Annotated in this window: 25 protein-coding genes and 1 tRNA gene; 11 read left to right on the forward strand and 15 right to left on the reverse strand. The window is 61.9% G+C overall.

All coding sequences use genetic code 11. The features are described 5' to 3' along the window. Positions 1–102 precede the first annotated feature (102 nt). Complete coding sequence (locus tag IVA93_RS19480) at positions 103–1,131, forward strand: AraC family transcriptional regulator (protein WP_018457764.1); 1,029 nt, start codon at positions 103–105, stop codon at positions 1,129–1,131. 72 nt (positions 1,132–1,203) lie between these two features. Here the strand turns inward: IVA93_RS19480 and IVA93_RS19485 are convergent, their stop codons facing one another. The 3 genes from IVA93_RS19485 to IVA93_RS19495 all read right to left on the reverse strand — a co-directional run bounded on the left by IVA93_RS19485 (position 1,204) and on the right by IVA93_RS19495 (position 2,761). Continuing rightward, on the reverse strand, positions 1,204–1,503 hold the full coding sequence (locus IVA93_RS19485) for a DUF3551 domain-containing protein (protein WP_018457763.1): 300 nt from the start codon (positions 1,501–1,503) through the stop codon (positions 1,204–1,206). Positions 1,504–1,776: 273 nt separating this feature from the next. Then, positions 1,777–2,262, reverse strand: coding sequence for an Lrp/AsnC family transcriptional regulator (locus tag IVA93_RS19490; RefSeq protein ID WP_007591345.1), 486 nt, complete (start codon positions 2,260–2,262; stop codon positions 1,777–1,779). 193 nt (positions 2,263–2,455) lie between these two features. Beyond that, the gene (locus tag IVA93_RS19495; RefSeq protein ID WP_007591346.1) at positions 2,456–2,761 is read right to left on the reverse strand and encodes an ETC complex I subunit; all 306 of its coding nucleotides are present in this window, start codon (positions 2,759–2,761) and stop codon (positions 2,456–2,458) included. Positions 2,762–3,021: 260 nt separating this feature from the next. On the opposite strand from IVA93_RS19495, the gene IVA93_RS19500 reads away from it, so the two are divergent. Continuing rightward, entirely contained in the window at positions 3,022–4,191 is a 1,170-nt protein-coding gene (locus tag IVA93_RS19500; RefSeq protein ID WP_018457761.1) for an OpgC domain-containing protein, read from the forward strand. Between the two features lie 40 nt (positions 4,192–4,231). Here the strand turns inward: IVA93_RS19500 and IVA93_RS19505 are convergent, their stop codons facing one another. Then, positions 4,232–4,426, reverse strand: coding sequence for a hypothetical protein (locus IVA93_RS19505; RefSeq protein WP_018457760.1), 195 nt, complete (start codon positions 4,424–4,426; stop codon positions 4,232–4,234). Between the two features lie 332 nt (positions 4,427–4,758). Here IVA93_RS19505 and IVA93_RS40775 point away from each other — a divergent pair, with 332 nt between their 5' ends. Next, positions 4,759–4,890 (forward strand): hypothetical protein, encoded by a 132-nt coding sequence (locus tag IVA93_RS40775; protein WP_256374433.1) that lies wholly within the window; start codon positions 4,759–4,761, stop codon positions 4,888–4,890. A gap of 336 nt (positions 4,891–5,226) precedes the next feature. Here the strand turns inward: IVA93_RS40775 and IVA93_RS19510 are convergent. The 4 genes from IVA93_RS19510 to IVA93_RS19525 all read right to left on the reverse strand — a co-directional run bounded on the left by IVA93_RS19510 (position 5,227) and on the right by IVA93_RS19525 (position 7,604). Beyond that, a tRNA-Pro gene (locus IVA93_RS19510) sits at positions 5,227–5,303 on the reverse strand. Positions 5,304–5,414: 111 nt separating this feature from the next. Continuing rightward, positions 5,415–5,900: a DUF192 domain-containing protein gene (locus IVA93_RS19515; protein WP_247789208.1), complete on the reverse strand. Its 486-nt coding sequence runs from the start codon at positions 5,898–5,900 to the stop codon at positions 5,415–5,417. Positions 5,901–6,011: 111 nt separating this feature from the next. Next, entirely contained in the window at positions 6,012–6,644 is a 633-nt protein-coding gene (locus tag IVA93_RS19520) for a cold-shock protein (protein WP_018457757.1), read from the reverse strand. 198 nt (positions 6,645–6,842) lie between these two features. Further along, complete coding sequence (locus IVA93_RS19525; protein ID WP_018457756.1) at positions 6,843–7,604, reverse strand: SIR2 family NAD-dependent protein deacylase; 762 nt, start codon at positions 7,602–7,604, stop codon at positions 6,843–6,845. A 274-nt stretch (positions 7,605–7,878) separates the two neighbouring features. On the opposite strand from IVA93_RS19525, the gene IVA93_RS19530 reads away from it, so the two are divergent. Continuing rightward, positions 7,879–8,043, forward strand: a complete 165-nt coding sequence (locus IVA93_RS19530; protein ID WP_018457755.1) for a hypothetical protein — start codon at positions 7,879–7,881, stop codon at positions 8,041–8,043. Between the two features lie 67 nt (positions 8,044–8,110). On the opposite strand, the gene IVA93_RS19535 is transcribed toward IVA93_RS19530, so the two are convergent. Beyond that, positions 8,111–8,404: a hypothetical protein gene (locus IVA93_RS19535; protein ID WP_026233439.1), complete on the reverse strand. Its 294-nt coding sequence runs from the start codon at positions 8,402–8,404 to the stop codon at positions 8,111–8,113. Positions 8,405–8,682: 278 nt separating this feature from the next. Here IVA93_RS19535 and IVA93_RS19540 point away from each other — a divergent pair, with 278 nt between their 5' ends. Next, the gene (locus tag IVA93_RS19540) at positions 8,683–8,913 is read left to right on the forward strand and encodes a hypothetical protein (protein WP_026233438.1); all 231 of its coding nucleotides are present in this window, start codon (positions 8,683–8,685) and stop codon (positions 8,911–8,913) included. 78 nt (positions 8,914–8,991) lie between these two features. Continuing rightward, positions 8,992–9,117, forward strand: coding sequence for a hypothetical protein (locus IVA93_RS40780; RefSeq protein WP_256464728.1), 126 nt, complete (start codon positions 8,992–8,994; stop codon positions 9,115–9,117). On the opposite strand, the gene IVA93_RS19545 is transcribed toward IVA93_RS40780, so the two are convergent. From IVA93_RS19545 to IVA93_RS19555, 4 genes are all read right to left on the reverse strand, one after another. Continuing rightward, positions 9,114–9,311: a hypothetical protein gene (locus IVA93_RS19545; RefSeq protein WP_247296834.1), complete on the reverse strand. Its 198-nt coding sequence runs from the start codon at positions 9,309–9,311 to the stop codon at positions 9,114–9,116. The genes IVA93_RS40780 and IVA93_RS19545 overlap by 4 nt on opposite strands. Before the next feature lie 195 nt (positions 9,312–9,506). Further along, positions 9,507–9,887 (reverse strand): hypothetical protein, encoded by a 381-nt coding sequence (locus tag IVA93_RS19550; RefSeq protein ID WP_018454367.1) that lies wholly within the window; start codon positions 9,885–9,887, stop codon positions 9,507–9,509. A gap of 211 nt (positions 9,888–10,098) precedes the next feature. Continuing rightward, the gene (locus IVA93_RS40785; RefSeq protein ID WP_018454369.1) at positions 10,099–10,227 is read right to left on the reverse strand and encodes a hypothetical protein; all 129 of its coding nucleotides are present in this window, start codon (positions 10,225–10,227) and stop codon (positions 10,099–10,101) included. A gap of 250 nt (positions 10,228–10,477) precedes the next feature. Further along, positions 10,478–10,627, reverse strand: coding sequence for a hypothetical protein (locus IVA93_RS19555; RefSeq protein ID WP_018454370.1), 150 nt, complete (start codon positions 10,625–10,627; stop codon positions 10,478–10,480). 286 nt (positions 10,628–10,913) lie between these two features. On the opposite strand from IVA93_RS19555, the gene IVA93_RS19560 reads away from it, so the two are divergent. After that, positions 10,914–11,141: a hypothetical protein gene (locus IVA93_RS19560; RefSeq protein WP_018454371.1), complete on the forward strand. Its 228-nt coding sequence runs from the start codon at positions 10,914–10,916 to the stop codon at positions 11,139–11,141. 252 nt (positions 11,142–11,393) lie between these two features. Here IVA93_RS19560 and IVA93_RS19565 read toward each other — a convergent pair whose 3' ends face one another. Together IVA93_RS19565 and IVA93_RS19570 are read right to left on the reverse strand one after the other, a co-directional pair. Then, positions 11,394–11,570: a DUF2934 domain-containing protein gene (locus IVA93_RS19565; RefSeq protein ID WP_018454372.1), complete on the reverse strand. Its 177-nt coding sequence runs from the start codon at positions 11,568–11,570 to the stop codon at positions 11,394–11,396. A 136-nt stretch (positions 11,571–11,706) separates the two neighbouring features. After that, on the reverse strand, positions 11,707–12,003 hold the full coding sequence (locus tag IVA93_RS19570) for an HU family DNA-binding protein (RefSeq protein WP_007591377.1): 297 nt from the start codon (positions 12,001–12,003) through the stop codon (positions 11,707–11,709). Between the two features lie 408 nt (positions 12,004–12,411). Here IVA93_RS19570 and IVA93_RS19575 point away from each other — a divergent pair, with 408 nt between their 5' ends. The 4 genes from IVA93_RS19575 (at position 12,412) to IVA93_RS19590 (ending at position 13,939) form a co-directional block, all read left to right on the forward strand. Then, positions 12,412–12,597: a hypothetical protein gene (locus IVA93_RS19575; RefSeq protein WP_007591378.1), complete on the forward strand. Its 186-nt coding sequence runs from the start codon at positions 12,412–12,414 to the stop codon at positions 12,595–12,597. A gap of 245 nt (positions 12,598–12,842) precedes the next feature. Then, entirely contained in the window at positions 12,843–13,145 is a 303-nt protein-coding gene (locus IVA93_RS19580) for a hypothetical protein (protein WP_018454373.1), read from the forward strand. A 175-nt stretch (positions 13,146–13,320) separates the two neighbouring features. Further along, positions 13,321–13,593, forward strand: coding sequence for a hypothetical protein (locus tag IVA93_RS19585; RefSeq protein ID WP_247338023.1), 273 nt, complete (start codon positions 13,321–13,323; stop codon positions 13,591–13,593). Between the two features lie 169 nt (positions 13,594–13,762). Next, positions 13,763–13,939, forward strand: a complete 177-nt coding sequence (locus IVA93_RS19590; protein WP_007610124.1) for a hypothetical protein — start codon at positions 13,763–13,765, stop codon at positions 13,937–13,939. The last annotated feature ends 169 nt before the right edge of the window (positions 13,940–14,108 follow it).

Below are 14,108 nucleotides of genomic sequence, written 5' to 3' on the forward strand. Positions count from 1 at the left end.
CCTATTTTGGGGACCGAACCTAGCGGCATCGGGGCCCTTCTGCGGTCGAAAAGGTTGCATTTTCCGCCAAACTTGGCGAGGATTTTCCCAGAGGATTTTCCGATGCCTTTTCAAGTCGCAACCGCGATCCCGCGCCGTGCCGTGACCCCTGCCGCCTTCGTCCGCGGCGTCGTTGCCGCTTACGAACGCTACGGCCGCGATCCGACCGAGGCGCTGAGCCGGGGTCAGGTAACGCCGGACCTTGTCAATTCTCCGGATGGGCGGGTCACGGCCGGCCAGTTCGAGGCGCTGGCGGGCCATGCCATGCGCGAACTCGATGACGAGGCGCTCGGCTGGTTCTCGCGGCGGCTGCCCTTTGGCACCTACGGCATGCTGTGCCGCGCCTCGATCACCGCCCCGACGCTGGAGGTCGCGCTCAAGCGCTGGTGCCGGCACCATCGTCTGCTCACCGAGGACGTGCTGCTCGATCTCGCCGTCGGCGAGGAGACCGCGGTCGTGTCCATCCGCGAACTGGCCGACCTCGGACCTCTACGCGAATTCTGCCTGGTCACCCTGCTCCGCTATGTTCTCGGCTTCTCCTGCTGGGCGGTGGATTCGCAAATCGCGCTCCGCGCCGCGGAATTTCCGTACCCCGAGCCCGGCCACGTCTCGGTCTATCCGACCATCTTTTGCCGAAACATCCGCTTCGGTGCGGACCGCGCTTCCATCACCTTCGACAAGCATTACCTGTCGCTGCCGCTCACCCGGAGCGCGGCGGACCTCGACAACATGCTCAAGGGCGCGCTGCGGCTGACCGTACTGCCCTATCGGCGCGACCGGCTGCTGGTCGAGCGCGTTCGCCGCGTACTCCGCAATGCGCGCGGACGCAGTCTCGGCGCCGAGGATGTCGCAAGCGAGCTGGCACTCTCCACCCGCACCATGCATCGGCGCCTGCGCGATGAAGCGACCTCACTGCGGGATCTCAAGGAAGAGGCAAAATTCGAGCTCGCCAAGCAGGAGTTGATGCGCGGTCGCAGCCCGATCAAGCGGATCGCGGAGATCGCCGGCTTCCGCAACGAGAAGAGCTTTTCTCGCGCCTTCCGCACCTGGGCCGGCGCCTCCCCGCGCGAGTTTCGCGGCAGGTATCGCTGAAGCGCGGGTTGTCATGCTGTTGCGGCCTCCGAGATCCAACTTGGAGGCCGCAACATTTCCAAACGGTCTCGCTCAGTTCGAGTTGGTCTGCCCGCCCGGGCGCAGCTTGGTGCGCGAGTGCGTCTGCTTCGGCTGGAAGGCCAGCGCGTCGGCCGACGTCTTCGCGCCGCCGCTCTGTGAGCACGAGCCGCCGATGCCGCCGGCCGCGGCCCGGCAGGCCTCCATCGTCGGATAGCCGCAGCCATGCGCGGCCTGGGCACCATTGGTGATGCAGTAGTCTTCTGCCTGGGCAGCCGGCGCGGTCATCATGAGAAACGCAGATGCAAACAGCGTCGCAGCGGATGCGACGAACGTCTTCGAGATCGAGGTCATGTTGTCTTTTCCTGCTTCAGGGTCCCACAAAAGAGGCCTCGGCATGCGACGCAGGCTGAGGTTCACACCTCGCATGTAGGCCAGCACCAGGAACCGGCAATCACGCTTCGGCGCATTGCAGAACTTCGCAAATCACATGTCACAGTTAGGTGAGTTACTTATGTTTATATCCGCCTTATCCGAACCTGTATCCCGGTAAGGGAGTCACTCCCGCGCCTTCGGATGTTTGGACGTCGTTACGCGAGCTACGTTTTGGGACCCGTCGCCGCCGAACTATCCTGCCGCCGCGATCTCCTGCAATGGCAGCGGCACGTCCTTCGCCACGCCCAGCACCGGAAAGCTGCGGACGTTCTTCACGTTCGGCATCGCGGCGAAATGCAGGAGCTGCTGGCGCATGCTCTCGACGCTCGGCGCCACGCATTTGAGAAGATAGTCGGTGTCTCCCGAAATCCGCCAGCACTGCTGGATGCGCGGGATCGCGGCGATCGAGCTCTCGAATGCCGCCAGCACCGGCTGGGCTTGGCTGCCGAGCTGGATCGAGACGAACGACACCACCTCGTAGCCGAGCAGCCGCTCGTCGATAACGGCGCGCACCGCCCGGATCACGCCGCGGCTGAACAGCGATTTCAGCCGCCTCACGCAGTTGGGCCCGGACACCCCGACGCGCAGCGCCAGCTCGTTATTGCGAACCCGCCCGTCCTGCTGCAACTCGGAGAGTATTTTCAGATCGACGCCGTCGAGCTGGTCACGCCCCGCCATAGCCCACCTCGTCATGGTCGCATCATGCGAGACAGCGAAGCACGGGGCGGAATGGCTGCCAAGGGCAGGACGATGGGAAGAACCGGCGTGGTTGGCCGAGCTTGTCCCGGCCAACCGCGGGCTTTTTACGTGGACGCTAAAACGTGGATGCCCGGGACAAGCCCGGGCATGACCAGAGTTTCGTTGCCCGCCCTCAATGCGTCCACGGCTCGCCGCGGCGGAACGAGAAATTGTCCGCATAGGCGACCGGACGGCGCACCGATTCCTTTGGCTCGATCACCTGGTAGGCGATGCCCTTGCGCTCGCAATAGGCGACCGCCTCTTCCTTGCTGTGGAAGTGCAGCGTGATCTGCTGCTTCATGTCGCCGGACGAGGTCCAGCCCATCAGCGGCTCGACCGCGCGCGGCTGCTCGGGCTCGTAGTCGAGCTGCCATTCCTTGGTCTTCGACCGGCCGGATTGCATCGCGTTCTTGGCGGGCTTGAAAATGCGTGCGGTCATGGACGGTCCGGGCCTCTTGTTCGTCTTTTCGTTCGATTTCGATGCGTCACGGTAGCAGTTGGTGGAAACCGCGGGCATAGTATAGAGACACCTTTAGGGAACTGATCGGTGATTCCGGCCCCCCGGGATGGCTCGCCGATGGGTATAATCATTATGCTGCATCGTGACAATTGCGTACCCGCCTTCCGCGCCGGGGTCTCGCCCGGTGGCCCTGCTTCGTTGACATCTACCTGTCCGTCCCCTCCGAAAGCTCCCGTCGCATGTCCTTCCTGAACATCAACGCCACGCTCCCCGAGAAGGGCCGTGACCTCAGGCTCGACCTGTTTCGCGGCATTGCGAACTGGGCGATCTTCCTCGACCATATCCCCGACAACGTGGTGAACTGGATCACCACCCGCAACTACGGCTTTTCCGACGCCGCGGATTTGTTCGTCTTCATCTCCGGCTACACCGCCTCCTTCGTCTATGCGCGGATGATGCTCGAGCGCGGCTTCCTGGTCGGTGCTACGAGGCTGACCAAGCGGGTCTGGCAGCTCTACGTCGCCCACATCATCCTGTTCGTGATCTACATCGCCTCGATCAGCTATCTGGCGCTGCGCTTCGGCGATTCCGAGATGATCAACGAGTTCAACGTCGCCGGCCTGGTGGACAACGCCACCGAGACGCTGCGCCAGGGCCTGTTCCTGCGCTTCAAGCCGCTCAATCTCGACGTGCTGCCGCTCTACATCGTGCTGATGGGGCTGTTTCCGCCCGTGCTCTGGTTCATGCTGCGCAAGCCGGACCTGACGATGGCATTGTCCATCGTGCTGTGGCTGACCGCGCGCCATTTCGGCCTGAACCTGAACGCCTATCCGGCCGGACAGTGGTACTTCAACCCGTATTGCTGGCAGGTGCTGTTCGTGTTCGGCGCCTGGTGCGCCATGGGCGGCGCGCGGCGCTCGATGACGCTGATCAACGCACCGGTCACGCTGTGGCTCTGTCTTGGTTACATGCTGTTTGCGCTGGTCATGACCATGGCCGGCCGCTTCCCGACCCTCGGCGGCATGTTCCCGGAATGGCTGTTCTCGGCGTTCAACCCGAACGACAAGACCAACCTCGCGCCCTACCGCTTTATCCACTTCGTCGTGATCGTGATCCTGGTGATCCGCTTCGTTCCCAAGGACTGGCCGGGCCTGGAATGGAAAGGGTTCGACCCCATCATCGTGTGCGGCCAGCAGTCGCTCGCCGTGTTCTGCGTCGGCGTGTTCCTGTCCTTCGTCGGTCATTTCGAGCTGTCGATGAGCTCGGGCTCGCTGTTCGCGCAGATCTTCGTCAGCGTCGCCGGGATCGCGATCATGACGACGGTGGCCTATTACATCTCCTGGTCGAAGAAGCAGGACAAGCCGCTGAAGCCGCCGCCGCCCAAGACTGCGGCCGCAAAGGCCGCTTGAACGGGCAGCTCCGATCCCGCCGGACGACAGCGCCGCCGCTTCAGGCCGCCGCTTCGCTGTCGTACTCGGTAAACTTCTTGTAGATCCAGTCACGGCCGTCGTGGCGGCGCCAGACCTTGCCGTAAACGAGCTGCCCGTTGATCGAGCGGCGCGGCACGAACACGGTCCAGAGGTGCCAGATCTCGGTCCAGCTCGCCTGCGGACCGACGGTTCGGACGTTGCGATCGAGAGACATGATACAGAACTCACAGGATACGAGCGCTGCGACGAACTATGTCGTGTGAGCACGAATTTCAGGCAGACCGTCGCAAGCCGAACCGATCTGATAACAGTCGCGAAGGCGCCCGCAACAACCGCTCGCTCTTAACCTAACCGATCAACCTTACCTCCTGTGAGCGCGTGGCGAGACCGGTTGAAAGCGGCCGCCGATTTTCCTAGACTGTGTGCGATTTGAGAATGAGCGCGTCGTTTTGAGGACGCGCGTTGATTTCCAGCCTGACGCGAATTTTTGAAAACGATTGATGGGCGGGGGCCACCACGATGAATTTGCAATGTGCATGTCTGCGCTTGGCGCTGCATTCGACGCCGCCTGCTCTGCCCGCGAAGACGCCGGAGCAGGAGCCGCGGAAGGTCGCCAACGACAATCAGCTGGCCTGGCCATTCCTGCCGTTTCCGTTCGGCTGGTACGCGACGAACTGATGGTTGGAAAAGCGTAACGCCGCGCAAGCGGAATATCATCGCTTGGCGGCGTCCGCTAGGCATTGGGCGCTGAAATCCCCAACACCAATATGTCTAGGACGACGCCTAAAGGTTCGACAAAGTTTTACGCATTCCGCGCCGCCCGACCCGCCCCAATGCCTTGAAATGTCGCGCGGAAAGTCGCGTTGCGCAGGGAATGAGCGCCGAGGGTTAGGAAGGCTTTGGCGGCTGCGGGCATCGGCATCGAACGCGCGCCATGCACGGCTGGAGCTGCGCTCGCCTGGCGCCTCGCCGATTGGCTATTGTTCTGAGGCGCGGGTCTGGCCCACCTCGGACTGGTCGGGGCAGCTGGATTCGAACCAACGACCTGCAGTACCCAAAACTGCCGCGCTACCAGGCTGCGCTATACCCCGAATGTCCGGCGAGCCCCGTCGATACACGCTTCCCAAAGCGCCAGCAAGCCTTCCAAAGGCGCGAGCAAGCTTCCCAAAAGACCGCCAGGACGGGGCAATAAGCCCTCCCGCCTACTTGCTGCCGAACAGCGGGTGGCCCACGCGGTCGCCGGCGCGGATGCCAAATTTCTGCGCCGTGCCTGCCACCACCTCCAGAACAGCCCGCGCGGGCCCCCTGGATGAGATGATCTTTGTCGACATCGGCTCGGTATTTTCGGCGATGCGCAGAATTCGGCCGTCGGCGCGAATGAAGATCATGTCGAGCGAGACGTAGGTGTTCTTCATCCACATCGACACCTCCTGCTCGGGATTAAAGTCGAACAGCATGCCTTTGCCGTCCGCCAGTTCCTTACGGTACATCAGGCCAGTCTGCTTCTCTTCCTCCGTCGTCGCGACCTCGACCGAGAACACCTGCACGCCGTTCCTGGTGACGATCTCGAGGGGCTGGAAGCTGGCGGCGCGCACGGGTGCGCTCGCGACGGCACAGCCGGCGATGACAAGGATGGCGGCAAGCCAGCCCTTCGCAAGGGCGAAGACGGCCTTTCGATCGAAATTCATGGATGGCTCTCGAGGCGTGGGACTGGACCAGTCCTTACGTGGCGGTCACCGGAAAAGCCAGAGGCGCGCCGGCCAGCCAGCGCGCCTCTGCTCACGATCGCGGGAATGGAATTAGTGGGACGAAACCGGCGATCCCGTCTCGGGATGGATCTCGGCCGCCATCATGCCCTTGGAGCCGGGCCCGAACCGGACCAGGACATACTGGCCGGGCCGCAACTCGGTCATGCCGAAGCGGCGCAGCGTCTCCATGTGCACGAAGATGTCGGGGGTGCCCTCGCCGCAGGTCAGGAAACCGAAACCGCGCAGCCGGTTGAACCATTTGACCTGAGCCCGCTCCAGCCCGCTGGTCGCCGTCACCGTGACATGGGTGCGCGGCGGCAGCATCTGCGCCGGATGGATCGCAGTCGACTCGTCCATCGAGACCACGCGGAACGCCTGGTAGCCCTTGGCGCGCTGGATGCACTCGACGACGATGCGGGCGCCCTCGTAGGCGGTCTGGAAGCCGTCGCGCCTAAGCACGGTGACGTGCAGGAGCACGTCGGGCCAGCCATTGTCGGGAACGATGAAGCCGTAGCCTTTTGAGGCGTCGAACCATTTGATGACGCCGTGAACCTCGACGAGGTTGGCGCTGCTCTCACCAAGTCCGGTGAACGGACTGAGTGCACTGTCGCGACCGCCACCGCCGTGTTCGCCCACCGCGGGAACTCCGACCTTCTTGGACTCAAATCCGTCCGACGACCCCATAACCCCGGACCCCACACATGCCATGCAACCCGCCTGAATGGCGGCGCCGAATCACGCGTCTTTAGAGAATCTTCTCAACTCGACGCGACGCGAATCTTTCGACTCAAAAGATAACACTCCCGGTTGCGACGCATAGACAAAAAAGAGATTCGGCGGAACCTATGAACAGCTTGCACAGCCGCGAATCAAATTGCTGCCTCAATTACCGACAAAGGGCCCCAGCGTTTCGCCGATGTCGTGGCGGATCACAAGGTCGGCGATGTCGTCCTGCTCGGTTGGCTCGCGATTGACGATCACCAGGCGTGCACCTGATTCCTTCGCCATCATCGGAAAGCCCGCGGCCGGCCATACCACCAGCGAGGAACCGATCGCGATGAAGAGATCGCAGGCTTGCGACAGCGCCGTCGCGCGCTGCATCTCGTCCTCGGGCATTGTCTGGCCGAAGGAGATCGTGGCGGTCTTCACCGGCTCGTCGCACACGGTACAGTTGGGCGCGGCGCCCTCCTCGTCGAAGCGGCGCTTCACCCAATCAAGCGGATAGGCCTGCCCGCATCCAATGCAGCGCGCATACGTGGTGTTGCCGTGAAGTTCGATCACGTGATCGCTTGCGACGCCGGAGGCCTGATGCAGATTGTCGATGTTCTGGGTGATGATCGCGGGAACCTTGCCGGCGCGGTAGAGTGAGGCGAGCGCGCGATGGCCGCGGCCGGGCTTGGCCGCCGCAAAGACCTCCTTCATGGCGAAGCGCCGGCGCCAAGATTCGTCGCGCGCCTCCTGGCTGGCGACGAACTCGTCGAACGGGATCGGGCGGTTGCGCGTCCAAATTCCGCCCGGCGAGCGAAAGTCGGGGATGCCGCATTCGGTCGAGATGCCGGCGCCGGTGAACGGCACGATCCGTTTGGCTTCGGCGATCATGTCGCCAAGACGCTCGACGCCGCTGCGAAGATCCGATGCAATCAACGCCGCCTCCCGTTTTGCTTTTGTTTTACTGATTTGTTTTTGCGCTAGCTGCAACATGCGCAAGCGACAAGATTATTGACGCTGTTCTCCACCGCCACGCAAGACATGGTCGGCAATTTTTTCCGACCCTCGCTTATCACAATCCTGCAATGCCTCCTCCCCATTGACGCCCCAATCAGAAGCGCCAATGCATGTGTTGACGCGACTCAACGTGATTGCGGCGGCAGTGCTTGGGTTCAGTAGGACACATACTCACGTGCAGAGGGGATTTAACATGACCGAGGACGAACAACGCAAAATCCGCGAACGCGAAGAGATCGCCGCCCGTGTCGCCGCCTTCCGTGCCACCCAGGAAAAATTCAAGCGCGAACGTGAAGAGTATTTCGTGTCGACGCTCGACAACGCGCGCAAGGCGGAACGGCCCTCGCTCTGGCCGTAACGACACCGGATCACCGAGCATGAAAAAAGCCCGGAGCATTGCTCCGGGCTTTTCGTTTGTTCAGCCGTTACCAGTGACGGTAATAATGGTGGCGGCGGTAGTATGGTCCATCACCGTAATAAGCGTAGGGACCAGGGCCGTAGGCATAAGCGGGGCCGCCATAGTAGCCATACCGCGGGCCGTAGCCATAGCCGTAAGGATGCGACGCGGCGACGGCGCCCGCGGTGATGGCGCCGGCGGCAAGACCGAACGCGAGGCCCGGACCGATGCCGCGGCCGCGCGCCTCGGCAGGCGAAGGCGCCGCGACCGCGGTCACGCCAACGGCCGCGACGGTAGCCAGAACTGCCAGTGTCTTCCTCATCATGAATCTCCTCCTTCGTATCTCGCGCAGACAACGCCGGCGCGTTGCTATGGTTGCGCGCAAGCCTGTGGAACCGAGTTCGGAATAAATCCGGCCACGCATGGAACGGGCACGCGTTCCGCGAATTGTTTGCTCAAGTGCGGAAGCCTCCGCCGTCCGGTTGAGGCAACAGCACGAAGACCCCGTCAGCATCACCGATGCTGGCGGGGTTTTCAGTTCCACGCACAGCATTGGCAATGCGCCACAATTGCTGCCAGCGGGGAGCCGAGGAGGATAAAGTGCCGATATCCACGTTGCTGGCCCGTATCCGCAGGCTCGTTCCCAGATCCGGAGATCAGCATTACGACGAGATCGTCCGCAGTTTCGGTGTCGGTACGCTGCGCCCGCCGCCGACCCCGATGAGCGACGGCGAACTGGCGCGGGCGATTGCCGAGTTCCTTAAGGAACAGCCGTCGAGCGAGTCCGTAGGCGCCCTCGGCCGGCGGCTCGACCCCACCACCCCACTTTGAGGCGCCGGTCCGCCTTTGTCCGGGAACATGCGCTTCGCGCGCACGTTGGCGTAGCCTTCAAGGAGAAAGGAGGCCGACATGCCCGTTTGGCTCGAAATCCTGCTCAACCTGTCCGGCTATGCCGGCTTCGTGGCGCTCGCCTCACACGGCACCGCGTGCCCAAGCAATTGCGCCGACCATCAGACCTCCACCGACGACCGTTAATTCGTGTGCGGTAGCTGGCCCGCCGTACGCATCAGCCTGTCGGCTTTGACCGCGACACGCGTGTCCTCGAGCTGTGGCCGCAGCGAGACGCTGATCACCACGAAAGCCAGACAAAAGAGCGTGCCGACGATGGCGATGCGCCGGTAGGTGTGGCGGTCGCCCTGATAAAAGGACGGTTCTGAAAAAGGTGTCATGAATTCGTTCTTGGCAAAATTGCTTGTTGGCCAAAGTCGCTTGTTGGCCAAAGTCGGATCGCGTCTTCGCCAGACACCTATCGCAAGTGGCGGCAAGTGCAACGCGATTGCGCTTTTAACCTAACCGAATAGGGTTATCGGCTTCGCGGCAAGCTTCCGTTAGGAGTTCGCCAAGCCTCTTCAGAACAAGCGTCTTCAGAACTCGGCGAGCCGCTTCAGGCTCGCGCGAAAACCGAGGCTGCGATGGCCTGCGACCAGCACGGTGCCGAACACCTCGGCCGTGTCGTCGCTGAACGTCCCGGAGAAGCCGCTCGTTGCCTCCACTCCGCCGAACAGCGGCCGGGCGAAGCCATCCGCAAACGGCGTATGCTGGTTGGTGACAAGCTCGCCCTTCCAGGTCCCGTGCTCCGAAGGGCCGTTGTCCGAATTGCCGTTCCGGATCGTGTAGGCGCCGCGCGACCAGAAATACGGCCCGCCGCCGAGCAGAACGCCGTCACGCAGGATCAGCACGCCGCTGTCGCGGCCCTTCACGCCGTCGAGCATGTGGATGTGGATGGAATAAAGCCCGTTCTTCATGTTGCGTCCGCCGCTGGAGCAACGATAGCGCCGGCGACGGAGAGCGTCGAGACGGTGAAGCGAAGCTTGTGGTGATCCGTCGTCCGGCTTTGTTCCAGCTTCGCCTGCCTTTCGTTCTCGGAGAACGAATCGGAATCGCAGAAACCGGCAGGAAGCAAGTCTTAATATATTGTTCGCATGCAAACGAGCGCCGTCGCCAACGATCGCGCGCTCACATGGCGTCTTCGGACTTCGACCGCGGTGGCACCTGCGGCACCGAGGGCCTGTCGTTGCGCAAGCGCGGGTGCCGGTCGTACCAAAACACTTTTGCGATCTCGGCGAACATCTCGAGCAACAGCACGCATCCATGTCGCGTCTCCCTCGCCTCACTCGTAGCGAGGACAGGCGAACGGGACTGTGCGAAGCATCACGCCGGCTTGGTCAGGAAAGGCGTGTCCCGCATCGACACAGAAGCCACGACTTGTTCTGCATCCGACTCCATTTCGTTCGTAAGGAACGAATCAGAGTCGAAAAACCAGCGCAAAACGATCCCTAACGATCGGTGAAGGCGCGCGCGATTGCCTGTTGTCATCGAGATAGTGCGATGCTCATCACGCCGCTCGCTTCGCCGTATCCTTCGATAGAGCCTTCTCCGAAAAGCATTCGAGGATCTGGATGCGGAGTTCTTCCGCGGCCGGACCATCAAGCTTCCTGAGCTGATTCCAGAGCCTGATCACTTCGCGTTGTTTCTCGACAGTCATGGGCACCTCCAAAGAATGTCGCTGCCAAAAGAGATGCCTCACTAGAACAAAATGGGAACAACAAGTCCAGCCCCTCCCGTGAAATTCGCCGGGCACATCGCCTTGAGCCTTCCGCGCGCCGACGGTTGCTTTTAGGTTTTCAACCTTAAGTTCGAGCCACGGCGCGGCGGCTAGGCGCTGAAATCCCTTCCCCGCCAGCCAAGAAGGCCCCGTGCGAAAGCGCGGGGTTTTTCTTTTGGGGAACGCGCCACCGCCCTCCCCGTTAGTCATTCCGGAGCGAGGGATCGTGACCAGAAAATACTACGCCGTCGAAGTGGTGCGTCAGATCGAAGAGACCGTGGAGATCATGGTCGAAGCGCCGGATCAGACCGCCGCACATGATGCAGCGCTCGCGCACCTGAAGGCGCGCGGCTCCGAATATCAGTGGCTCAATCCCAAATGCGATCTCATCGTCTGGCGCGAGCGCCAGGTCGATACGCCGGCGATCATCGACGTGTCCGTATCGCCGGACTAGCGGCCGGAACGAGTTTTCCCGGCCCGCGTTGTCAGGTCGAATTCGGTGGTGCTGGCGGCATGTCGCAACGCGGCCGACCAGCTTGAAGAGCCCCGGTCCCCAAGACCGGGGCTTTTCTTTGAGGCGGCCGCACGGAGGCGACTCGATTCGAACGAGGGCCCGAACAGCAAAGCAGCCACCCGGGTGTTATGCCGGGTGGCTGCTTTGAGAACTGTCGACGCTCGCCCCTGTCCGCCTGTTAGACCAGCAAAGTCAGACCGACAAATTGTCGGTCATGCCGGGTGGGACTTCGCCTTGCTTGGTCCGCTCGGCGAGAAGCTCCTTTTCGGCCTCATACCAGAAGGTGTCCATCGTGCCTGCGGGCTCGCCAGCCTCCTTCCAGAGGTGATAGGCCCGATTTCGAATCTCTTCTTCGCTGAGACCAGTCATGTGATTTCTCCCTTTCGGAAGCAAAGCCTGACGACGCCCTAGAGTTCCTTAAGAGAGTTCCTCATTGGTTCAGCACAAGCAAGCAATCATTGCAGCGCTCCGCGAAAAGAAGCCTCCGCAACGAAAACGCGAGCCCTTAGACGGAGTCTTTGGCCACCTTCAGCGGCGAGGCCTTCACCGACTTGCTCGCCGGCTTCGCGGCGAACTGCATCGGCTCCTTGGTGAAGGGATTGACGCCCATGCGGGCTTCGGTCGCCGGCTTGTTCACCACCGACATCTTCACGAAGCCGGGAATGACGAACTCGCCGGACTCGTTGAGCTCCTTGTAGCCGACCGTCGCCATGTACTCGATGACCGACTTCACGTCGTTCTTCGACAGCTGCGTGCCCTCGGCAATTGCATCGATCAACTGAGTCTTCGTCATCTTCGCCATGTCTGAATTTCCTTCTGTGCGCGCGAGCAGGCTTTGCTCAGGACGCGGTCCGACCGCGCAACGCGCTTCTGTTTCATGCCAACTTTCATGAAGTGACGGGGCTTAGAACCCATCGACGCCCAAAACGCAAGCAGGGGTTCTGCGGAGGGCCGGACGCCCCGGCAAAGATGCCGCAGCTTCCGCCGTTTTCGCGTTGAACCATTTTCTCCCCGAGGCGTCTAACTCTTTGAAGTCCCCAAGCTTCACCCCCCATCAGAGAGCCCCGCTTCCCCCAGGCGGGGCTTTCGTCTTTGCCTGGACCCGGCCCCGCACTGCCGATCAGGCTGGCCCCCGAGGTCTGCGCCCGGCCACCCCGGTGACCGTCACAAGGCAGGTTCTCTTTTTCGGCCATCTCCTGCATAATGCGGCATGGCAAAAACAAAAGTGACCTTCAAAACCGTCCGCATTGCAGACAACGACTGGAAAATCCTGGCGGATTACCCGGACAGCGAACAGCGCGAAATCAAGGGCTTCACCAGCAAGGCAGACGCCGACGACTGGATCAATGGCGACCGCAAGATCGCGTGGCTCCGCTCCCAGGGATACGCCAAGTAAACCGCACATGAGTCACGCGCGTATCGCGTGACGCCCGTATGGGTATGAGGCGCGCTCCGTCCCTCCCGCTCCATAGGTTCTTTCCGTGCCGGCGCCTTGCCGAGCAAGCGGCAACGCCCGCGCGTCCTATCGGCTGGACGGGAGCGCCTGGTCGATAAACCTTTGGCTGGGCATGCGCCGTTGAGACTTCGGTAACCTAACGCCTCCAAGCTCCTCTTAGTATCGTTGCGTTGGAGTACCCCACAGTGCTGGATTTTAACGAGCTGCGTGAACTCGCGGCCGATGTTCGCGTGTTCGTCGACATTGCCGAAGACAAGGCCGAAGCGCTTCGCGCCGTCATCACAGCCTATGACGTGGTGCTCGCGATCTTCCCGTCGGGAGAGGGCATGGGTCTCCACGTCATCAAGGGCGGCGAGATCCTGGACAGGATTGCAAACTCACGAACCAATACGAGCTACAGCCACACAGCCATTGCGGTTCCCGACCTGGAGCACGCGGAAGTGCTCAAGCACCTGACGGGCCCGGCCGATCAGCGGCTTGCGGCTTAGAGCGTTTTCAAATTCGCGGGACGAAAACGCGTCACAACAATCTGGAGCAGTTCTGATTCAAGCAGAACCGACAACGCCTCGTTGCAGACGAGAATTTTTGCACTCCAGAACGCCTTGTTTTAGGAACACGGTTTCTGCGCTCCCGTTGGCCCACACAACCAACCAGGAGTTTGAGATGAAGAAGCTCGTCATTGCGACCGCCGCCCTCGGCCTCATGTGCGGCTCTGCCTTGGCCCAGACCCAGACCGGCCCCGCCGCGCAGTCCGACAACATGCAGAAGCCCGGCATGACCAACACGGACAAGGGCACGATGAGCAGCGGCACGACCGGCGTGAGCCATGACGGCATGAGCAAGGGCGAAATGGTGAGGCCCGACGCCTCCGGCCAGGGCGGCTCCGGCCCGGGCAGCGACCAGGGCGGTACCAAGACCCGCAGCAACAAGAAGTAAGCCGGTTTCCTGTACGGCTCGCTTCCCGGCCGCGTCGCTTCCACAAGCGGCGCGGCCATTTCATGAGAAGGGTCTTTGGAACCTGTCGAATGCACTCCTCACAATCGTGCGCGCACCGGAACGGTCAGGTCTTGCCGCGAGTTGCCCCATCTCCAGCAAGGAGATCGTCATGAGCGTTGAAGGTAAAGTGAAGGAAGGCGCCGGATTCATCAAAGAAGAGATGAACGAACACGGCAAGTCCCCCGAGAGCCAGAAGAAGGCCCAGGAAGGTCGCGACTTGCGCAACGAAGGCCGGATCGAAGACGGCAAGCCGCCGAAGACGACGAAGCCGGGCACCGGTCACTAGATCGCGTTCGAAACCCCGTTTGGTGAAAGCCGCCCCTGGTCATGTCAGGGGCGGTTTTTCACGTTCATGACCAGCCGATACGTGCCCATGCGATCTTCCGAAGCTGTGATCCTCCGAAGGTGCAGTCCTACAAAAATAGCCGGAGGCTCGAAGCATGCAGGGCGATGGC

It is taken from the genome of Bradyrhizobium sp. 155, assembly GCF_023101105.1.
Taxonomy (GTDB): domain Bacteria; phylum Pseudomonadota; class Alphaproteobacteria; order Rhizobiales; family Xanthobacteraceae; genus Bradyrhizobium; species Bradyrhizobium canariense_D.

Bases quoted from the DNA above. Each gene is read 5' to 3' on its own strand.
- IVA93_RS19480 (WP_018457764.1), top strand. From the start codon at position 103: ATGCCTTTTCAAGTCGCAACCGCGATCCCGCGCCGTGCCGTGACCCCT.
- IVA93_RS19485 (WP_018457763.1), bottom strand. From the start codon at position 1,503: ATGACCTCGATCTCGAAGACGTTCGTCGCATCCGCTGCGACGCTGTTT.
- IVA93_RS19490 (WP_007591345.1), bottom strand. From the start codon at position 2,262: ATGGCGGGGCGTGACCAGCTCGACGGCGTCGATCTGAAAATACTCTCC.
- IVA93_RS19495 (WP_007591346.1), bottom strand. From the start codon at position 2,761: ATGACCGCACGCATTTTCAAGCCCGCCAAGAACGCGATGCAATCCGGC.
- IVA93_RS19500 (WP_018457761.1), top strand. From the start codon at position 3,022: ATGTCCTTCCTGAACATCAACGCCACGCTCCCCGAGAAGGGCCGTGAC.
- IVA93_RS19505 (WP_018457760.1), bottom strand. From the start codon at position 4,426: ATGTCTCTCGATCGCAACGTCCGAACCGTCGGTCCGCAGGCGAGCTGG.
- IVA93_RS19515 (WP_247789208.1), bottom strand. From the start codon at position 5,900: ATGAATTTCGATCGAAAGGCCGTCTTCGCCCTTGCGAAGGGCTGGCTT.
- IVA93_RS19520 (WP_018457757.1), bottom strand. From the start codon at position 6,644: ATGGGGTCGTCGGACGGATTTGAGTCCAAGAAGGTCGGAGTTCCCGCG.
- IVA93_RS19530 (WP_018457755.1), top strand. From the start codon at position 7,879: ATGACCGAGGACGAACAACGCAAAATCCGCGAACGCGAAGAGATCGCC.
- IVA93_RS19535 (WP_026233439.1), bottom strand. From the start codon at position 8,404: ATGAGGAAGACACTGGCAGTTCTGGCTACCGTCGCGGCCGTTGGCGTG.
- IVA93_RS40780 (WP_256464728.1), top strand. From the start codon at position 8,992: ATGCCCGTTTGGCTCGAAATCCTGCTCAACCTGTCCGGCTATGCCGGC.
- IVA93_RS19545 (WP_247296834.1), bottom strand. From the start codon at position 9,311: ATGACACCTTTTTCAGAACCGTCCTTTTATCAGGGCGACCGCCACACC.
- IVA93_RS19550 (WP_018454367.1), bottom strand. From the start codon at position 9,887: ATGAAGAACGGGCTTTATTCCATCCACATCCACATGCTCGACGGCGTG.
- IVA93_RS19555 (WP_018454370.1), bottom strand. From the start codon at position 10,627: ATGACTGTCGAGAAACAACGCGAAGTGATCAGGCTCTGGAATCAGCTC.
- IVA93_RS19565 (WP_018454372.1), bottom strand. From the start codon at position 11,570: ATGACTGGTCTCAGCGAAGAAGAGATTCGAAATCGGGCCTATCACCTC.
- IVA93_RS19570 (WP_007591377.1), bottom strand. From the start codon at position 12,003: ATGGCGAAGATGACGAAGACTCAGTTGATCGATGCAATTGCCGAGGGC.
- IVA93_RS19575 (WP_007591378.1), top strand. From the start codon at position 12,412: ATGGCAAAAACAAAAGTGACCTTCAAAACCGTCCGCATTGCAGACAAC.
- IVA93_RS19585 (WP_247338023.1), top strand. From the start codon at position 13,321: ATGAAGAAGCTCGTCATTGCGACCGCCGCCCTCGGCCTCATGTGCGGC.
- IVA93_RS19590 (WP_007610124.1), top strand. From the start codon at position 13,763: ATGAGCGTTGAAGGTAAAGTGAAGGAAGGCGCCGGATTCATCAAAGAA.